This window comes from Sediminibacterium sp. FW305-C-269, assembly GCF_058231045.1.
In genome coordinates this window covers 900,633-917,357 of sequence record NZ_JBIQXQ010000002.1, presented here as the reverse complement: position 1 = coordinate 917,357, position 16,725 = coordinate 900,633, and the positions used below count along the sequence as shown (strand labels likewise).

Below are 16,725 nucleotides of genomic sequence, written 5' to 3'. Positions count from 1 at the left end.
TTTTTAAAAATTAACTTGTAAGCCAACTGAAACACTCTTGAAAGCAGGTACTCCGGCTCCGGTACGACCAAGATTATAATTGCTGGTATTCCACATTGAGTACCCACTGATAGACTCTGGGTCTATCGGCAAACCACGTAAATGATCCCAGGTAATAAAGTTTTCCAGCGAAACATAACATCTTACTGAACTAAGCTTCATCTTTTGTATGACTGATTGTGATAAAGAGTAACCAAAAGTGAGGTTCTTAAGCCTTAAATAAGCCATGTTCAGCAAATAACGGTCCTGAACCTGCATGTTATTGGCAGAATTACTACCCCCATTATTATACGCTGCAGGATAGAAAGCTTCTGTATAATCAGGTCTCCAATAGTTTCCGGCAATCGCCTGAGGCATAGCACCATCCGCAGAGTTGAATCCGGCAATGGCCAAAAAGCCATCACCCCATATCTGGCGGCTTCCAACACCCTGCAGGAATACGCTTATATCAAAACCTTTATATTCACCGCCGAACCTGAAACCATATTCGTAACGAGGGGTTGAGTTACCAATAACTTCCAAATCTCCATGATCAGCCAGGGTTCCTTTTCCATTGCTGATTTCACCGTCCCCATTAACATCTTTAAACTTAACATCCCCGGGACCGAATCTAAAGTTCGCCGAATTCTGTAAAAAAGGCTGATAAATAACCTTTTCTCCTGTGCTTTTCAGTTTGAACGCCTGTTTACCGGCATTTAATGCACTTTCAGCAGCGGTAAGTGTTATCAGGATCGGTTTTCCGCTTGCATCCAGTTCAAAATCGCTCATTTGATAGAGTCTGTCTGTACGATAACCCCAAATTTCTCCGATATCCTTACCATTATAATTTCCTGTCACCTGGGTACCAGATCCATAAGAAGTCAGGATACTTCTGGCATCTGAAATATTACCCCTGGCGAAAATACGTAAGCCATTTTTGAAAGTGTGGTTGAAATCAATGGTAAGCTCCCAGCCTTTTGTCTGCAGAGAACCATAATTACCTAATGGCGCTCCGGCTCCCAATGTTAAGGGGATTCCTTCCTGCGGAACAATCATGTTGTTTGTGTTCCTCTGGAAAAGGTCAAATGAAACCGTAACCTTATTCTTCAACACGCTCATATCAACACCAATATTCTTGCTCACAATATCCTGCCAGCGAATGTCTGATGATACTACTGTAGGTGAACCTACATAATTAACCCTTGAAGCACTGGCGCCAATCCAGGTAGACTGACCGCCGGGCAAAGTAGAAATGTATAAACCGCTCGATACGCTCTGGTCTCCAATTGAACCCCATGAAGCTCTTAGTTTCAGAGAATTTACTACAGGTTTAATAAACTGCATAAAGTTCTCTTCGGTTGCTACCCAGCCTGCAGACATAGACGGGAACCATCTCCACCACAGGAGTTTAGGAAATTTGGAAGATCCATCATACCGCAGGTTTCCTTCCAACAGATACTTATTTTTAAATGCGTAGTTAATACGGCCGAAATATCCTAAACGAGACTCCCATGATTTACCCCCGGATACGGTTTGCGTACCGGTACCGAAATTAAACTGCGGGTTATTGATATCAGAAAGGTTGGTAATCTGTGAAGTCTGGAACTCTGAAGTTGAAGCAACACTATTCACACCAAGGATAAACTTGAACGCATGGTCTTGTTTTACATTCAATGAATAGGTTGTAAAAGCATTAATGGTATGACTAAAGAAATTGGTAGCGGTTCGTGCAATATGATCCGGATTTGAACCTAATCCGGTGTATGTCTGTTTGAGCAGATCAAATGCCACCATTGCACCCGGAGCTGTGCTGGGTACAACATTACCAGAACCATCTACATACACAGGAGCACCTGTATCATCAAGACGTCGCACAGGCGCAACCCATGAATCTCTTGCAGTAAACCGGGTACCAGGCCTCAGCCATGTTTCGTCGTTAAGAGAGTATGTGTAATCAAAATCCACCTTCCAGTTGCTGCGGATATTGATGGTTGATCCCAAATTAAAATTTGAATAACTCGTAAGAATGTTAGCGGTGTTTGCAGACCCTATTTCACTCCAGGGACTACGAATGGGATCTCCATTCTGATCATACCCGAGTGGATATAATGAACTCCACCTGTACAGATACAACCAGGGATCCGCTGTTGTTGAGCTTGTTGCATAGGCATATTGTTTGTTTCTTCTCGAATGCATTCCTCCTGCACGGATAGTAACATATTTACTAAGCTCGCTGGAAACCTTCAGAGAAACATTGTACCGGGTAAACTTATCCTTGGTTGCTGGTTTCAACATACCACTCTGGTCAAGCAAACCAAGTCCGATATTATAAGAGGTTTTTCCTTCTGTCAGACCAACAGACAAATTGTGCTGTTGCGTAGGAGCCCACTCTTTAACTAAGTAATCATAGGGATCATAGGTACGCACACCCATTTTTTGGTTGGTAGCGCCCTGCACATACCAGTCTCTTCCAAATACGGTAGGATCATTAGCACCAATGGAGCCTCCATATTTTTGTTTCCATTCAACCGCTTTATTATAACTGGCTCTATCTACGTAATAAAAAGCGCCAACAGGGGTTGTGATCCCAATCCGTTCTGCCGCATCTACCGTATAACGCAAACCATCCACATTGGCCATTTGCAAATCCTTCCATACATTCTGCCATGATGCATTTCCGGTATAGGCAATCTGAGGTCGGCCTCCGGAAGAACCTTTCTTGGTAGTAATCAGTACAACACCAAATGATGCTTTAGAACCATAGATGGAAGCAGATGCCGCATCTTTCAATATGGTTATAGAAGCAATATCATTAGGGTTCACTACCTGAATACTTGGAATCTCCACATTGTCTAACAAGATCAATGGGGAGCTGCCACCCTGTAAAGATCCTATCTGTCCCCTGATCTTGATAAGAGGATCAGAACCCACTTCTCCACTTGGAATGGTGATACTAAGACCAGAAGCTGCACCTTGCAGACCTCTACCCACGTCTGCAATCGGTCTGCTTTGCAACGATTTTCTGACATCCACCGTAGATACAGCTCCTGTCAGGTTACCTCTCCTTTGGGTACCATAACCCACCACTACCACATCCTGAAGTGCGGCAGCCTGAACAAGCTGCAGCGTTACGGAAATCGTAGTACTTCCGCCTACCACAACTTCCTGGTCGGTGTAACCCACAAAACTAAATTTCAGCGTTTCTCCTTTTTTGGCTGAAATAGTGAATTTTCCGTCCGCACCTGATTGGGTAGCACGGTTGGTTCCTTTGACCATAACTGTTACACTTTGTAACGGACCTTCGTTACCGGCAACCACTCCGGAAATAGGCCTCTCTTGTGCTTGTAGCGTAGGCGAAATGAGCAGCACAATTAATAGGCAACTCACCGACAATAGCCTGAGACAGTTTCTCATAAATGTAGTTTTGTTTTGGTTTTTTACTGTATGTTCTGACTAACGAACATTAATTTGGCTGAATTAAGACAGCGAAACCCTGCAAAACATTGCATCCTTTATTGCTTTTTTTTACGCATAAAGCTGCAAAAAAAATCAATGTCGCAACATGTCTACAGAAATTCTATAGCAATGTTAAAGTTTGTACAGCAGATTAACGAATTTATTTGATGAGCTTTTTTTCCACATCGGTGAGCAGGAAATGGTCCGGCCCAAAAAGCTGCAAAAACCTGCATTTTTTAATTTACCGTAGAAATACTCATAAAATGGAGATACCCTTTTCCCGGTAAGGGCTAAGTATGGGGTCTTCGGGGTCGAGTTCTGTGATCAGTATATCAATGTCTTCCGGCTTGCAAACCTGTAATCGCTGGATCGTATTCAGCTTCTCAGAGATGGCCAGCGATATGGTCTTGCCGGCACATTTGATCATGGCTCTTTTTACTTCAATAATCTCCCATTCCAGGTCAGAAATCCCGAACCCGGCATCAATACTGTTGGTTCCCAGGATACAGAGATCGGCTTTGATCTGTCCCAGCCGCTGGGTCACTTCGGCTCCCACCGACATCTGGGCATTCTTTAATAACTTATTTCCCACAAAAATGACCTCACTGGTAGGGTGTTCCAGCAGTTCCAGCGCAATGGGTACGCTTACAGTGATAAAAGTAGCATTCAGATCGGGCGGTAAAGACTTTACCAATTCCCGGATAGTGGTACCACCCGACAACAGCACCATCATACCATCCTGAATCAGCTGGATGGCCTTATAAGCAATACTTTTCTTTTCGGGAAGCGAGTAGATCGCAGGACTTTCCAGGGTAAAATGGAACGACTTTGACAAAGCCCCCCCATGCACTTTGATCAGTTTACCTTCTTCGGCCAACTCCTGCAGATCGCGGCGTACCGTATCTTCCGATACCTCCAACTGCTCACTCAGGTCCGAAGAGAGCACTTTATTATGCACATTGATCTGTTGAATGATATACGCCTGTCGTTCCTTCTTAAGCATAGATAAAAATAAGGAGAGTATTGAAATAATGTGCAGAAAAGATGGGATGGGGGCTGGATACTGGATGCTGGATGCTGGATGCTGGGCCCTGGATCTGTTTTTGTAATTGCATACTGCCCTGCCTAATTTTTGTGCTGTGATTATCGCGATCGTGTTTCACTGAAGTGCTAAGGTCTGCCACTATGCGCCAATTGCCTGCACAGACAAAACCAGCCAACCCATTCATGATCCGCATCGGGCAATAGCTTTTCCGACACAGGGAACTTTTTTTTACAATATTTCAATGACAGTCATTTTCTTAGATCCTTATTCCTCGTCCCTTGTTCCTTCTTTCCTTTTACTAAAACCGTACTTTGTTCGCCCTTTGTTCGCCTTTTCTTCGCTCCGCGGCCAGTAAATCAGTGAAAAAGGCGAACAAAGGGCGAACAAAGGGTAGTAAACAGGTATAGCCGGGACGAAGCCGGGACGAAGCAAGTATGAAGCAAGTACAAACAAAGAACGAAGGTTACAACCATGTTCTGCCACGAATATAGAGTAACCCACCTCCAGTACCCAGTATCCAGCATCTAGTATCCAGTGCCCAGCACCCAGTCCCTCCCCTTTTTCCATAACGCCCATTATCCTACCTTAGCAGGCCGCAATTATGATCAGTCCCAATACCATTCAGCAGATCACCAGCCGTATCGACATCATTGATGTGGTGGGCGAATTTGTGAAGCTGAAGAAAAGAGGGACCAATTACCTGGGTCTCTGTCCTTTTCATAACGAAAAGAGTCCTTCTTTCACCGTATCGCCCGCCAAGGAGATCTACAAATGTTTTGGCTGTGGTAAAAGCGGTAACACCATCACGTTCCTGATGGAACATGAGAAATACAATTATGTAGAAGCCTTACGCTGGCTGGCAGCCCGCTACAATATTGAAGTGGAGGAAACCGAGACCAGCCCGGAACAGAAACAGCTGATCCAGACGGCGGACAGCCTTTACATCATCAACAACTTTGCCAGGCAATTTTTTAGCAATGCTCTTTTTAATACAGAGGATGGAAAAGCCATCGCACTCTCCTACCTGCACGAACGGGGTTTCCGCAACGAAACGATCGAAAAGTTCCAGATCGGCTATAACCCCGATGTGAGGGATGCTTTGACCAGGGCACTTCTCTCGAACCAGTTTAATAAGGAATTGCTTCCCAAAACGGGACTGGTATCGATCCGCAATGGCGATGAACTGGTAGACAATTATCGCGGACGGATCATCTTCCCTATCCATAACCATACAGGCAAGATCATCGGTTTTGGCGCCCGCGTCATCGGCAAAAGCGACCGCGGCCCCAAATACATCAACACACCCGAGAACGAGGTTTACAGCAAAAGCAGGATCCTCTATGGGATGTACCAGGCCAGGATGGCCATTGACAAAGCCGACGAATGTCTGCTGGTAGAAGGGTATACCGATGTGGTAAGCCTGCACCAGGCCGGCATCGAAAACGTGGTGGCGAGTGGCGGTACCTCATTGACCACAGAACAGCTGCGGCTGATCAGGAAATACACCAACAACCTCACCATTGTGTACGATGGCGATAAAGCCGGTGTGAAAGCGGCTTTGCGGGGACTGGACATGGCGCTGGAAGAAGGCCTGAACGTAAGACTGGTGCTGATACCCGATAACGAGGACCCGGACAGTTATGTGAACAAAGTAGGCGCAGCTGCATTCAATGAATTTGTAGCGGCTTCCAAAAAAGACTTTATCATTTTCCAGCTGGAAGTGATGCTGCAGGAAGCGGGCAACGATGTAAGCCGCAAAAGCACGGTGGTGAACCAGATAGCCGAAACCCTGAGCCGCATCAGCAAAGCGGAAGACTTTACCCGGCAGCAGGACTATATACGCCAATGCGCTTCCCTGCTGAAGATCGATGAAACGGGACTGACCAACCTGGTAAACAAATACAAGCGGGACAAGATCACCAAAGAAGAGAAAAAACTGTCGCAGGACGAAGCCAATTTCCTGATGCAGGAAGCTGCTGCGCAGCCGGAAGACGTACTGGATGATACTACCCTGCTTTTTAACCAGGATGAAGCCTATGAACGCAATATACTCCGCGTATTGCTCGAATACGGCCTGCGCACCTGGGATGAACAGCGCAGTATGGCCGACTATATTTTTGAGGAACTGGAACAATTTCATTTCGACAACCCTGACCTCGAAAAACTGTATGAGGAATATAAGAGCTGGTATGCCCGCGGACTGGAACCCACTATCAAAACCCTGCTGTACCACGAAAACGAACTCATCCGTAACCTGGTAGTCAGCATCAGCGTAAGCCCTCATGAGTTAAGCCAGAAATGGGACGAAGTGATGGAAAGCATGAATATCGTGAACCGCGACACCAGTATGCAGGACGTACTGATGAGCGTAAACTATTACAAACTGCGTAAGATCAAAAAAATGATCGAAGAGAACCAGCGCGATATTGAAAAAGCCTCCTACGAAGATTTCAAACTGCTGCATGAAGTGCACAAACACCTGAAAGAAGTGGAGAAAGAACTGACCCGCCAATTGGGCACGGTGATCATCAAATAATCCCCTCCCCCTGAAAAGCTTTTACAAAGCCAGTAACATATCGCTGTAACTGTGATGGATCAGATCGGTATCAGCAATGTCGAAAGCCTGCATATAATATTGACACTGCAACTGTAAATCTTCCACGGTTTTAGAAGGATCAGCCAGGTTACCGGCTTCAATCTCTACAAAAGAGCCCAGGCCCGGCACTTCATCCAGGTGAAATTTGACATTGTCTATGTAAAATATCTTGCGGTATTTATCCACCACCACTTTTACACCCAATGCTTTTGCCAGCACAGCTTCGGTAGCGGATCCATCCGTTATTTTACTAAGGGAAAAATCAGATTGTTTGGGCCCCTCCTGGTTGGGACGCTGGTAAAAAATAAGACTGTTCTCAATATTACCCTGACGCAGTTTGAGCCTGCCGGAAGGTACCTGAAAATACGTGTCTTTCTGGTGATCCAGTCCCACATAACGGGCACCGTTCGAAAGCAAAAATGCTTCCACTTTTTCAGGGTGAAAGCATCTTGCTTTTATTTCGATATTAATATGGTTCATTATTTCTCTGAAGGATTCTTTTTACCGGCGAGTAATTTCTCCAATGCTGTTTCCAAACGGCGTTTACGGGTCTCTTCTTTTTTGGCACCTTCGATCCAGGTTATATATTCTTTCTGGTTGGTGAAAGAGAGGGAACTGAAAAACTCCTGGGCTTCCTTGTGTTTGGTGAACAGTTTACCCAGTTCTACCGGAGGCACTACCAATCTTTTTTCAAAATCGATGCCGTTCAGTTCACTGCTTTTGATCTCGGAAAAAGCGCGGGTACGGTTGGGAATCTTCTCCAGTTTCTTAAAACGCATGGCACTCCATACATGGTCTAATGCCACCTGGCGCACACATTCATACCCATTTTGCGTCAGGAACTCCCAGCTGCAATCACGGTTCAGATCGCTCACGATCTTACTGGTGGTCTTGGGATAAGCCACCCAAAGTTTGGTATCGTCGTGCAAAGCGGGAAAAACCTCTTTCAAAACATTATTTAACTGGCACTGGCTCAAGGCAAAAACCAGCGCAAAGTCTACTTTTTTGCTCTTTAATAAAGGGGTAACATTTTTTGCGTAAGTGAGTTTGGCAAACTGTTTTTCTATTGCAGAGGGAAGGCCCTGGATCAGCAGGTTCTTTTCATCCTTCAATTGTAACTTTTCGAACAAGGTCTGGTTTGACATGCCTAAAACAGTATTTAGGTGATGTAATAAGGAGGGCAAAGTTAAAAAAATGTTACCAGAACTCTTACAGAAATCCTGCCCATTTTACTCTGGCAGCGTTAAAATTCCAGTAAAATCGGCCATTGGCACGATTAAATATTGTTTTTTCTTAATGGATTAAGCTTAATTTCCGGTTATCTCCTCAATGACCCGGCGGAGTTGCGCTAGCCTTTCTTCATCTACCGGATGGGTACTCAGGAGTTCGGGTTGCCGACCGGTACCCTGCAGGTAGCGCATCCGCTGCCAAAATACCAGGGCTTCTCCTGGTTGATAACCTGCCAGGGCACAGAGTGCCACTCCCAATTGATCGGCGGCTTTTTCATCTGCCCCATTGAAACCGCGGATCACACCCACATAATCGCCATTACCATAGGCCATCCGGAAAAAATCGCGGGTTTCGGCCGGTTTGGCTGATAAAGCGGCTTGCAGGCTCCTGCCCCCCAGGAATTCTTTCAGGATTTGCTTCATCCTGGCATCGCCATGTTTGAGCAAGACATGCGCCATCTCATGCGCCAGTACGGCTGCCAGGGACCCATCGCTTTGGGTAACCCTTACCAATGCATCATACACGGCGATCTTTCCACCGGGTAAACACCAGGCATCGACTTTGTTTTGCCGGAAAAGTTGCACTTCCCAGGCAAATCCTTCCAGTTCTTTGGAAGTTTTTGCCCGACTGTACTGCGAATTGACGGCCCTGATCAGGTCTGTACCCACGCGGTTCACTGTCTCCACTTCAGCATACTGGCCAGCTGCTAAAACCGTATGCGCATTTTTGAATTCGCGGTAAATAGCTTCAGAAACCGATAAAATGGTAGGATCCGGTCCTTTTTGCCGGTTGACGGGGGCTGGTATCGTATCCACGCCAGTCAGGGTCAGACCCGCCAAGCAGGAACCGATCAGCAACAGGGGCTTTCGGATAATTGGATGCATAAAATACGACCCTGCCGGTATTCCGGAACCGGGTCAGGCTTATTGTGGACGGTAATATTGTAATGCTTCCGGCATCACTTCACTCACTTTTTTGATCCGGTCCTCATCGCTTGGGTGACTACTCAGGAAAGCCGGGGGTTTCTGGCCTTCGCTCACTGCCGCCATCCTGGTCCAGAAAGCAAATGCCTGTCTCGGATCATACCCTGCTGCTGCCGCAAAGATCAACCCATAATGATCAGCTTCCAGTTCCTGTTTCCGGGAATTGGGCAACAATGCACCATATTGGGCGCCCAGGCCGTATACCTGGCCAAAGAGGTTCGTGGTCCTGGTATCGGCGCCCAATGCCGCACTACCCAGTGCACCAATACCCTGTGCCGCCATTTGCTGGCTCATACGCTCCTTACCATGCCCGAGTATCGCGTGGGCGATTTCATGCCCCATTACGATCGCCAGAGAGGTCTCGTTCTGTGTCACGGGCAACAACCCGGTATAACATACCACTTTACCTCCTGGCATACACCAGGCGTTGACTTCCTTGCTTTCCACCAGGTTAAATTCCCAGTCGTATCCATTCAGGGCATTGGGAAGTCCCTTTTGCGCATAATAATTCTTCAGTGCCTGAGAGACCCGGGTTCCCACCCGTTTCACCATTTCGGCGTCTTTATTATTGTCAGGTACCCGTTTATTGGTGGAGAGAAACTGTTTGTACTGGCTTAAGGCAAGGGTTTGCAGTTCGGAGTCGGACACCAGGCTTAACTGCTTGCGCCCGGTAATGGTATTGGTTACACAGGCTGTAAAAACCATAGCAATGGCTAATACACTAACACTGACGCGTTTCATAGAATCTTTCTTTTATCGGTCTACAATATCCTGATCGTTTGCCAATGGCAAACCATTTTCTCAGGCGGGGGCCAGCAGTTAGTTCAGTGTAAAACTAGGAAAATACCCGCAACTATCCGTTATCCTGGTTCCGTTGCCTGCGTTTGTCGCGATGCTTCAGGATGGGGATCTTGCTTTCCGTACCCTTGAGTATGCGGCCGATATTTTTCTGGTGGGTAAGCACCACCATCAGGGCCACCAGAACGGCGAAAATACGGTAGAGGGTCTCTTTTTCATTGAAGATAAAGAGAATGAATACCATGAATGCCACTCCGGCCAAAATAGAGCTGAGCGACACAAACCTGGTCAGGTACAAGACCAGCAGGAATACCGCGATACAGCAAACAGCTACCAGCGGTTGTATGGCCACAGCCATACCCAGCAGGGTTGCCACGCCTTTTCCGCCTTTGAAACCGGCCCAGATCGGGAAAATATGCCCGATCACAGCAGCCAGTCCCAGCCCGATCATCAGGTTGGTGCGGTGCAGCTCGTTGGTCAGGTAATCAGGTAAGAAGATATACAGTGAAGTGGCGATCACCCCTTTCAGGATATCGACCATCATCACAATGGTTCCCCATTTGGAACCCAGTACTCTGAAGGTATTGGTGGCTCCGGCATTGCCGCTGCCATAATCGCGGATATCGATCCCGAACCTGGATTTACTCACCCACACAGCGGTGGGAACCGATCCGATGCAATAAGCCAGAACAATGAGCAACAATTCGTTCATTGGGTAGTTGAAGTTTGGGGGTACAAAGATAACGAAATTGAAGATAATGATTTTTTAACACCGAAAATCATCTGATCTCACTTCGAAAACCACAAAGCAATCCAGCCATTCCGATCAGTAGTTTTCCGGTAAACCAGTCCTAACCCGCCGAAAGTCTCCCGGATAACCCCTTCATCCTCCACCAGCAAACCACTCAACAATAACTGGCCGTCAGGAAGCAAAGATGCCACCAGTTCCTTACTGTATTCAAGCAGGATATTCCGATTGATATTAGCCAGGACGATATCAAACTGTTGATCTACTTGCAAAGAATCAACTTTTTGAATATCAATAACTTTACAGCTATTAACTAAAATATTTTCAGAAGTATTCTCAATACACCAGTCGTCATTATCCACTGCCAGCACAGCAGCTGCACCCAACTGCTCTGCCAGGATAGCGAGGATACCCGTGCCTGTTCCGAAATCAAATACCTGTTTACCCCTAAAATCCAGTTCCTGCATCAGTTTCATCACCTGCCAGGTAGTGGCATGGTGTCCTGTGCCAAAACTCATCTTCGGAGTGATCACGATCTCGTGTGCCACCCCGGCAAAAGGCGGGTGAAAAGAAGCCCGGATGCCTACAAAATCATCTACGCGTACCGGTTCAAAGTTCGATTCCCATAGCTGGTTCCAATTTTGCTTATTAATAATTGATTTAGAATAACTTAAATTATATCTATTCAATAAACGATTTAATTTATTTTTTTCGAAATGCTCTTCCGGGATATAAGCTTTCAGTTGTTCGGCGGATTCTTCAAAGCCATCGTAGCCTATTTCTGCCAATTCGGCTACCAGCAGCTCCTGCAGGACAGTTTCCGCCGGTATGCAGATCTCATAATAATTGTTCATATGCTGTACAGGTGTTTAAAACAAATGACCCCGGTAAACCGGGGTCATTTGGATCATTTATGCTTCGGCATTGTCTGCCCCGTCCTTCGGCTTATGCTCAGGCTTTGGCATCAATACTTTGCGACTTAACTTGAATTTACCGGTCTTGGGATCTACACCCACCAGTTTCACTTTCACCATATCGCCTTCTTTGAACAGTCCATCCATGGTCTCGAGGCGCTTCCAGCTGATCTCGCTGATGTGCAGCAAACCTTGTTTGCCAGGCATGAACTCGATAAAGGCACCGAATTCCTTGATACCTTTTACAGGCCCTTCATATACATCGCCCACTTCCGGAGTTGCGGTGATGCCCTTGATCCAGCTTACCGCCTTATCCAGGCTGTCTTTGGAGGCAGAGAAGATACTTACTTCACCGGTATTGCCTACTTCTTCGATATTAACCGTAGCACCTGTTTCGCGCTGGATCTCCTGGATCACTTTACCACCCGGTCCGATCACCGCACCGATGAATTCCTTGTCGATGATCAGTTTGATCATACGTGGCGCATGTGGTTTCACTTCCGGACGTGGTGCAGGCATACACTCGTACATGGCATCCAGGATGTGTAAACGTCCCTTTCTTGCCTGTTCCAGTGCTTCCATCATCACTTCCATGCTCAGTCCATCCACTTTAATGTCCATCTGCACGCCACAGATACCATCGCGGGTACCGGTAACTTTGAAGTCCATATCGCCCAGGTGGTCTTCATCACCCAGGATATCGGTCAGAATTGCATATTTACCATCTTCGCGGGTAACCAGTCCCATAGCAACGCCACTCACGTGTTTCGGAATGGGCACACCTGCGTCCATCAGCGCCAGAGAACCGGCACAAACAGTAGCCATGGAGGAGGAACCGTTACTTTCCAGGATATCACTTACCACGCGAACGGTGTAAGCGTAGGTACTTGTATCCGGCATCATCTGTTTCAAACTACGCATGGCCAGGTTACCATGACCTACTTCCCTACGGCCTACGCCACGCATCATCTTCACTTCGCCGGTAGAGAATGGAGGGAAATTATAGTGCAACAGGAACTTAGAGTACTCAGATTTTGCGGCAGATTCTACCAGCAATTCATCTAATTTAGTACCGAAGGTAACCGTTGTAAGTGATTGAGTTTCACCCCTTGTAAACAGAGCTGAACCGTGCGGGGTTGGCAGGGGTTCTACTTCCATGGCCAAAGGTCGAACCTGGTCGAGCTGACGTCCGTCGAGGCGGATACGGTCATCGATCATCATGTTCCTTACCACTTCCCATTTCAGGTCTTCGTAGTATTTCTTGGCCAGTTTCTTCTGCAGGTCTGTGGCTTCTTCACCCAGACTGGCGATCAGTTCGTCTTTCAGGGCGCTATAAGCTTCACTGCGCTCACTCTTGGAAGAGCCTCTTTTGGATATTTCATATACCCTGTCTTTGGCAAAAGCGATCACCTGTTGCTGGATGGCTTCGTCCTGTTCGGGTTTTCTATAGTCGCGCTTGGTGGTCACGCCTTTTTTGGCACGCAGTTCTTCCTGGGCTTTGATCTGGATGCGGATAGCATCATGAGCAATCTGAAGGGCTTTTACGAGGTCGGCTTCAGCACATTCCTTGGCTTCACCTTCCACCATCATCAGGTTCTTTTCAGTAGCGGCGATCAGGAATTCCAGTTCGCTTTCCTTCAGCTGGCTACGGGTAGGATTGATGATGTATTTGCCACCGATACGGCCGATCCTTACTTCACTGATGATCTCTTTGATCGGAATATCTGAAACGGCCAGGGCAGCAGAAGCAGCCAGGCAGGCCAGTGAATCAGGCATTACTTCCTCATCGCTGGAGATCAGGCTTACCAGCACCTGTACATCGCAGAGATAATCTTCGGGGAACAGGGGACGCAAAGCACGGTCTATCAGACGGCTGGTCAGGATCTCATAATCGTTCAAACGGGCTTCTCTCTTGAAGAAAGAGCCGGGGATACGGCCTGCAGAGGCAAATTTTTCTTGATAATCAACGCTTAAAGGGAAGAAATCCTGCCCTTCTTTGGGTTCTTTATTGGCGACAACGGTAGCCAGCAAAACACAGTTTCCCTGGCGGACAGTAACGGCTCCATCAGCCTGACGGGCTAATTTTCCGGTCTCAATGAAGACCTCGCGGCCGTCACCTAAGTCGAAACGTACACTAATTGGTTGTGATAACATAATCTGAATTTGTAATTCGGGAAGCAGCTGGCACGGATAACACCGGCCACCTTCAGCCTTTTCCCGGTTAATGGAATGGCGAAGCGGACAGGCATGAACAGAAATGACTATTCCCAACCGCATGGAAACGCCAGTTGGGAATAGCATCTGTCATAGCTGACAATTATTTTCTCAGGCCTAATTTTTCGATCAAAGCACGGTAACCCTGCAGGTTGTGCTTTTGCATGTAAGCGAGTAAACGTTTGCGTTTACCTACCAACTGCATCAATCCGCGCTGGGTGGAATGATCGTGTTTGTTGGCTTGTAAGTGGCTGGAAATCTGTGAAATACGCTCGGTCAGTAAGGCAATCTGTCCTTCAATCGAACCGGTGTTGGCGGCGTTGCCACCGAATTCAGCAAAAATGCTTGCTTTCTTTTCTGTTGTTAAATAAGGCATCTCAAAATGTTTAAAAGACTCCGGGAATTTTTTCCTCTATTTTTTTATCGCGTGCAAAGGTAGCATAATAAATGGGAAATGGATAATTTTCGGGCTGGTTTTTGGTGATTCCGGGAGGTAAAATACCTGAATCACCTCCCTACCCCCTGGTCCCTGGCCGGTCAGTTATGCAAAAACCACCCGATTTTCAGAGCTTAACAGGCTAATTTGCTTAATGTTGTAGCCAATTTGCAACCCTATGTTCGGTGTTACCATTTTAGGCAACAATTCAGCGATACCGGCTTACGACAGGCACCCCACTTCGCAGGTGGTGACCCTGAACGACCAGTTATTCCTGATCGATTGCGGTGAAGGTACGCAAATGCAGATCGCCCGGTACCGGATCAGGCGAAGCAAGATCCACCACGTTTTCATTTCGCACCTGCATGGGGATCACTATTTTGGACTGATCGGACTGATCACCAGCATGGGTTTGCTGGGCCGGGAACAGGAACTGCACCTCTATGCACCTCCCGGACTGAAAGAGATCATCGATCTGCAGTTACGGGTAGCGGATACCACCCTACCCTTTCCGCTGGTATTCCATCCACTGGAAAAAGAAGGTTTGCTGATCGATAACCAGAAATTCAGCGTTTCCTGTTTTGCCACCCAGCACCGCATCGCCTGTTGGGGCTTCATCATCCGCGAAAAAAGGAAACCCAGGAAGATCGACAAGGAAAGGGTGTTGCAATACGATATTCCGGCTGCTTATTACGAGCGGCTGAAGAACGGTGACGATTATGAGACCAAAAACGGCGAGCTTATCCGAAACGAATGGGTTACCATTCCCAACAAAGCCCCGCGTAGTTATGCTTTCTGTGCCGATACAAAATTTGACGAAACCCTGATAGAAAAAACGCAGGGGGTCACGATCCTGTACCACGAAGCCACTTACCTGAAAGACCTGTCTGAACGGGCTTTGGCACGATTCCATTCCACCACCGTACAGGCAGCCACCATTGCCTTACGGGCGGGAGTTGGCCGCCTGCTCATTGGTCATTTCAGCAGTAAGTATGAGAAACTCGACGAATTCAAAACAGAAGCCAGAAGCATCTTTCCTGACACCGATCTGGCAATAGAAGGTGTTACGTACAGACTTTAATTAGAAACTAGCAATTAATAATTAGTAATTAATTCATGAGCCATTGGTAAAAGGCGGCAAATTCCTGGCGCCAGTAGGTTTCGTTGTGCTGGCCCAGCGGACTGATGACTTTACGGATCACGAATCTTTGTTTTTTCTGGAGGATGTCCGACATTTTCTGCAGGTCTGCTGCCAGGGTGGGGCTTTCCTTACCGCCGGCATAGAGGTAAAACCTGGGTTGTGCCGTGGTCGTGAATTTTTCTGCATCGGCATAGATATCAGGTGCCTGGCCAAAGGAGGGTGAAAATATTCCTGAGACTCCAAATACTGACGGATACTGCATCATTGCATACAGGCTGATCAGCGCACCCATACTGCTGCCTGCTATGAAGGTATTTTCCGGTCCTTTTTTGGTCCGGTATTTTGTGTCGATATACGGTTTCAGTGTTTGTGTAAGGAACTCGGCATATGCTTTCCCCTCTCCCTTTCCGAATTGCGGGTGATCGTAGGGATTGTATTCCCGCAACCTGTTTTCACCGCCATTGTCGATACCCACCACGATACATTCTTTACCGGTCTTCTGCTGCAGGGTATCCAGGCATTCATCCACCCCCCATTCACCGAAGGCCGCGGTTTGTTCATTGAAGAGATTCTGCCCGTCCTGCATGTACAATACCGGGTATATTTTGGAAGAAGTTGCATAACCTTTGGGCAGGTATACCCAGATCCGCCTTTTGCGGTTCAGCTGTGGGATCAGGAATGCCGTATCCATGATGCGTACCTGTGGACTGGCCGTATATTTTTTCGGCACTACCGGATAATCATCTTTCCAGCCGGCGATGGTGAATTCCTGCGAAACATCTTCATTCACTTCCAGAACCCGGTCGCTGATGTCACGGCCATCCGCTGTTGTCTCCAGCCTGTCATTGGCACCACGGCTGAATTTGAAGGCATAGGTACCCGCCGCCAGGTTTTTGATGACGAGGCTCTTGCGGTTGCCGGCAAAGGGTTTGAGTTTGTAGTTCTCATCTTTGGGATTCCAGTTATTGAAGTTTCCGGTGACATAGATATCATCCTGTTTACGCGTTGCCACATCGGTAACCACCAGTCTTACGGTAAACTGTGCATCTGCAGCAAAAACAATGACCAAGCCAAGTAAGAGGAACAACTGTTTCATGGTTTGAAATTACAAAGCTTAGACACAAAAAAGCCGGACTTTGCGGGTCC

General features: G+C 47.1%; 13 protein-coding genes. 2 read left to right on the top strand and 11 right to left on the bottom strand.

Translation table 11 applies throughout. The annotated features are described in order from the left end of the window. Nucleotides 1-3: 3 nt before the first annotated feature. Nucleotides 4-3,432 carry a SusC/RagA family TonB-linked outer membrane protein gene (locus ACH3Y6_RS09315; protein ID WP_490835330.1) on the bottom strand — a complete coding sequence of 1,143 codons (3,429 nt, stop codon included), beginning with the start codon at nt 3,430-3,432 and terminating at the stop codon, nt 4-6. 298 nt (nt 3,433-3,730) lie between these two features. Beyond that, the gene (locus tag ACH3Y6_RS09310; protein WP_490835329.1) at nt 3,731-4,477 is read right to left on the bottom strand and encodes a DeoR/GlpR family DNA-binding transcription regulator; all 747 of its coding nucleotides are present in this window, start codon (nt 4,475-4,477) and stop codon (nt 3,731-3,733) included. 643 nt (nt 4,478-5,120) lie between these two features. Between ACH3Y6_RS09310 and dnaG the strand changes: the two genes are divergently transcribed. Next, nucleotides 5,121-7,055: a DNA primase gene (gene dnaG, locus ACH3Y6_RS09305; protein ID WP_490835328.1), complete on the top strand. Its 1,935-nt coding sequence runs from the start codon at nt 5,121-5,123 to the stop codon at nt 7,053-7,055. A gap of 21 nt (nt 7,056-7,076) precedes the next feature. Here dnaG and ACH3Y6_RS09300 read toward each other — a convergent pair whose 3' ends face one another. From ACH3Y6_RS09300 to rpsO, 8 genes are all read right to left on the bottom strand, one after another. Next, nucleotides 7,077-7,595 (bottom strand): class IV adenylate cyclase, encoded by a 519-nt coding sequence (locus ACH3Y6_RS09300; RefSeq protein WP_490835327.1) that lies wholly within the window; start codon nt 7,593-7,595, stop codon nt 7,077-7,079. Next, on the bottom strand, nt 7,595-8,260 hold the full coding sequence (locus ACH3Y6_RS09295; protein ID WP_490835326.1) for a YdeI/OmpD-associated family protein: 666 nt from the start codon (nt 8,258-8,260) through the stop codon (nt 7,595-7,597). The genes ACH3Y6_RS09300 and ACH3Y6_RS09295 overlap by 1 nt, the downstream gene beginning before the upstream one ends. Before the next feature lie 162 nt (nt 8,261-8,422). Then, nucleotides 8,423-9,229: a M48 family metallopeptidase gene (locus ACH3Y6_RS09290; RefSeq protein ID WP_490835325.1), complete on the bottom strand. Its 807-nt coding sequence runs from the start codon at nt 9,227-9,229 to the stop codon at nt 8,423-8,425. A 39-nt stretch (nt 9,230-9,268) separates the two neighbouring features. Continuing rightward, nucleotides 9,269-10,069 carry a M48 family metallopeptidase gene (locus ACH3Y6_RS09285; protein ID WP_490835324.1) on the bottom strand — a complete coding sequence of 267 codons (801 nt, stop codon included), beginning with the start codon at nt 10,067-10,069 and terminating at the stop codon, nt 9,269-9,271. 112 nt (nt 10,070-10,181) lie between these two features. Next, nucleotides 10,182-10,838 (bottom strand): glycerol-3-phosphate 1-O-acyltransferase PlsY, encoded by a 657-nt coding sequence (gene plsY / locus ACH3Y6_RS09280; RefSeq protein ID WP_490835323.1) that lies wholly within the window; start codon nt 10,836-10,838, stop codon nt 10,182-10,184. Nucleotides 10,839-10,915: 77 nt separating this feature from the next. Beyond that, nucleotides 10,916-11,728 (bottom strand): 50S ribosomal protein L11 methyltransferase, encoded by an 813-nt coding sequence (gene prmA, locus ACH3Y6_RS09275; protein ID WP_490835322.1) that lies wholly within the window; start codon nt 11,726-11,728, stop codon nt 10,916-10,918. Nucleotides 11,729-11,785: 57 nt separating this feature from the next. Then, nucleotides 11,786-13,942, bottom strand: a complete 2,157-nt coding sequence (gene pnp / locus ACH3Y6_RS09270) for a polyribonucleotide nucleotidyltransferase (protein ID WP_490835321.1) — start codon at nt 13,940-13,942, stop codon at nt 11,786-11,788. Nucleotides 13,943-14,105: 163 nt separating this feature from the next. Next, on the bottom strand, nt 14,106-14,378 hold the full coding sequence (gene rpsO / locus ACH3Y6_RS09265; RefSeq protein ID WP_490835320.1) for a 30S ribosomal protein S15: 273 nt from the start codon (nt 14,376-14,378) through the stop codon (nt 14,106-14,108). Between the two features lie 238 nt (nt 14,379-14,616). On the opposite strand from rpsO, the gene ACH3Y6_RS09260 reads away from it, so the two are divergent. After that, entirely contained in the window at nt 14,617-15,519 is a 903-nt protein-coding gene (locus tag ACH3Y6_RS09260; protein ID WP_490835319.1) for a ribonuclease Z, read from the top strand. Nucleotides 15,520-15,547: 28 nt separating this feature from the next. On the opposite strand, the gene ACH3Y6_RS09255 is transcribed toward ACH3Y6_RS09260, so the two are convergent. Then, nucleotides 15,548-16,675, bottom strand: coding sequence for an alpha/beta hydrolase-fold protein (locus ACH3Y6_RS09255; RefSeq protein WP_490835318.1), 1,128 nt, complete (start codon nt 16,673-16,675; stop codon nt 15,548-15,550). Between the last annotated feature and the right edge of the window lie 50 nt (nt 16,676-16,725).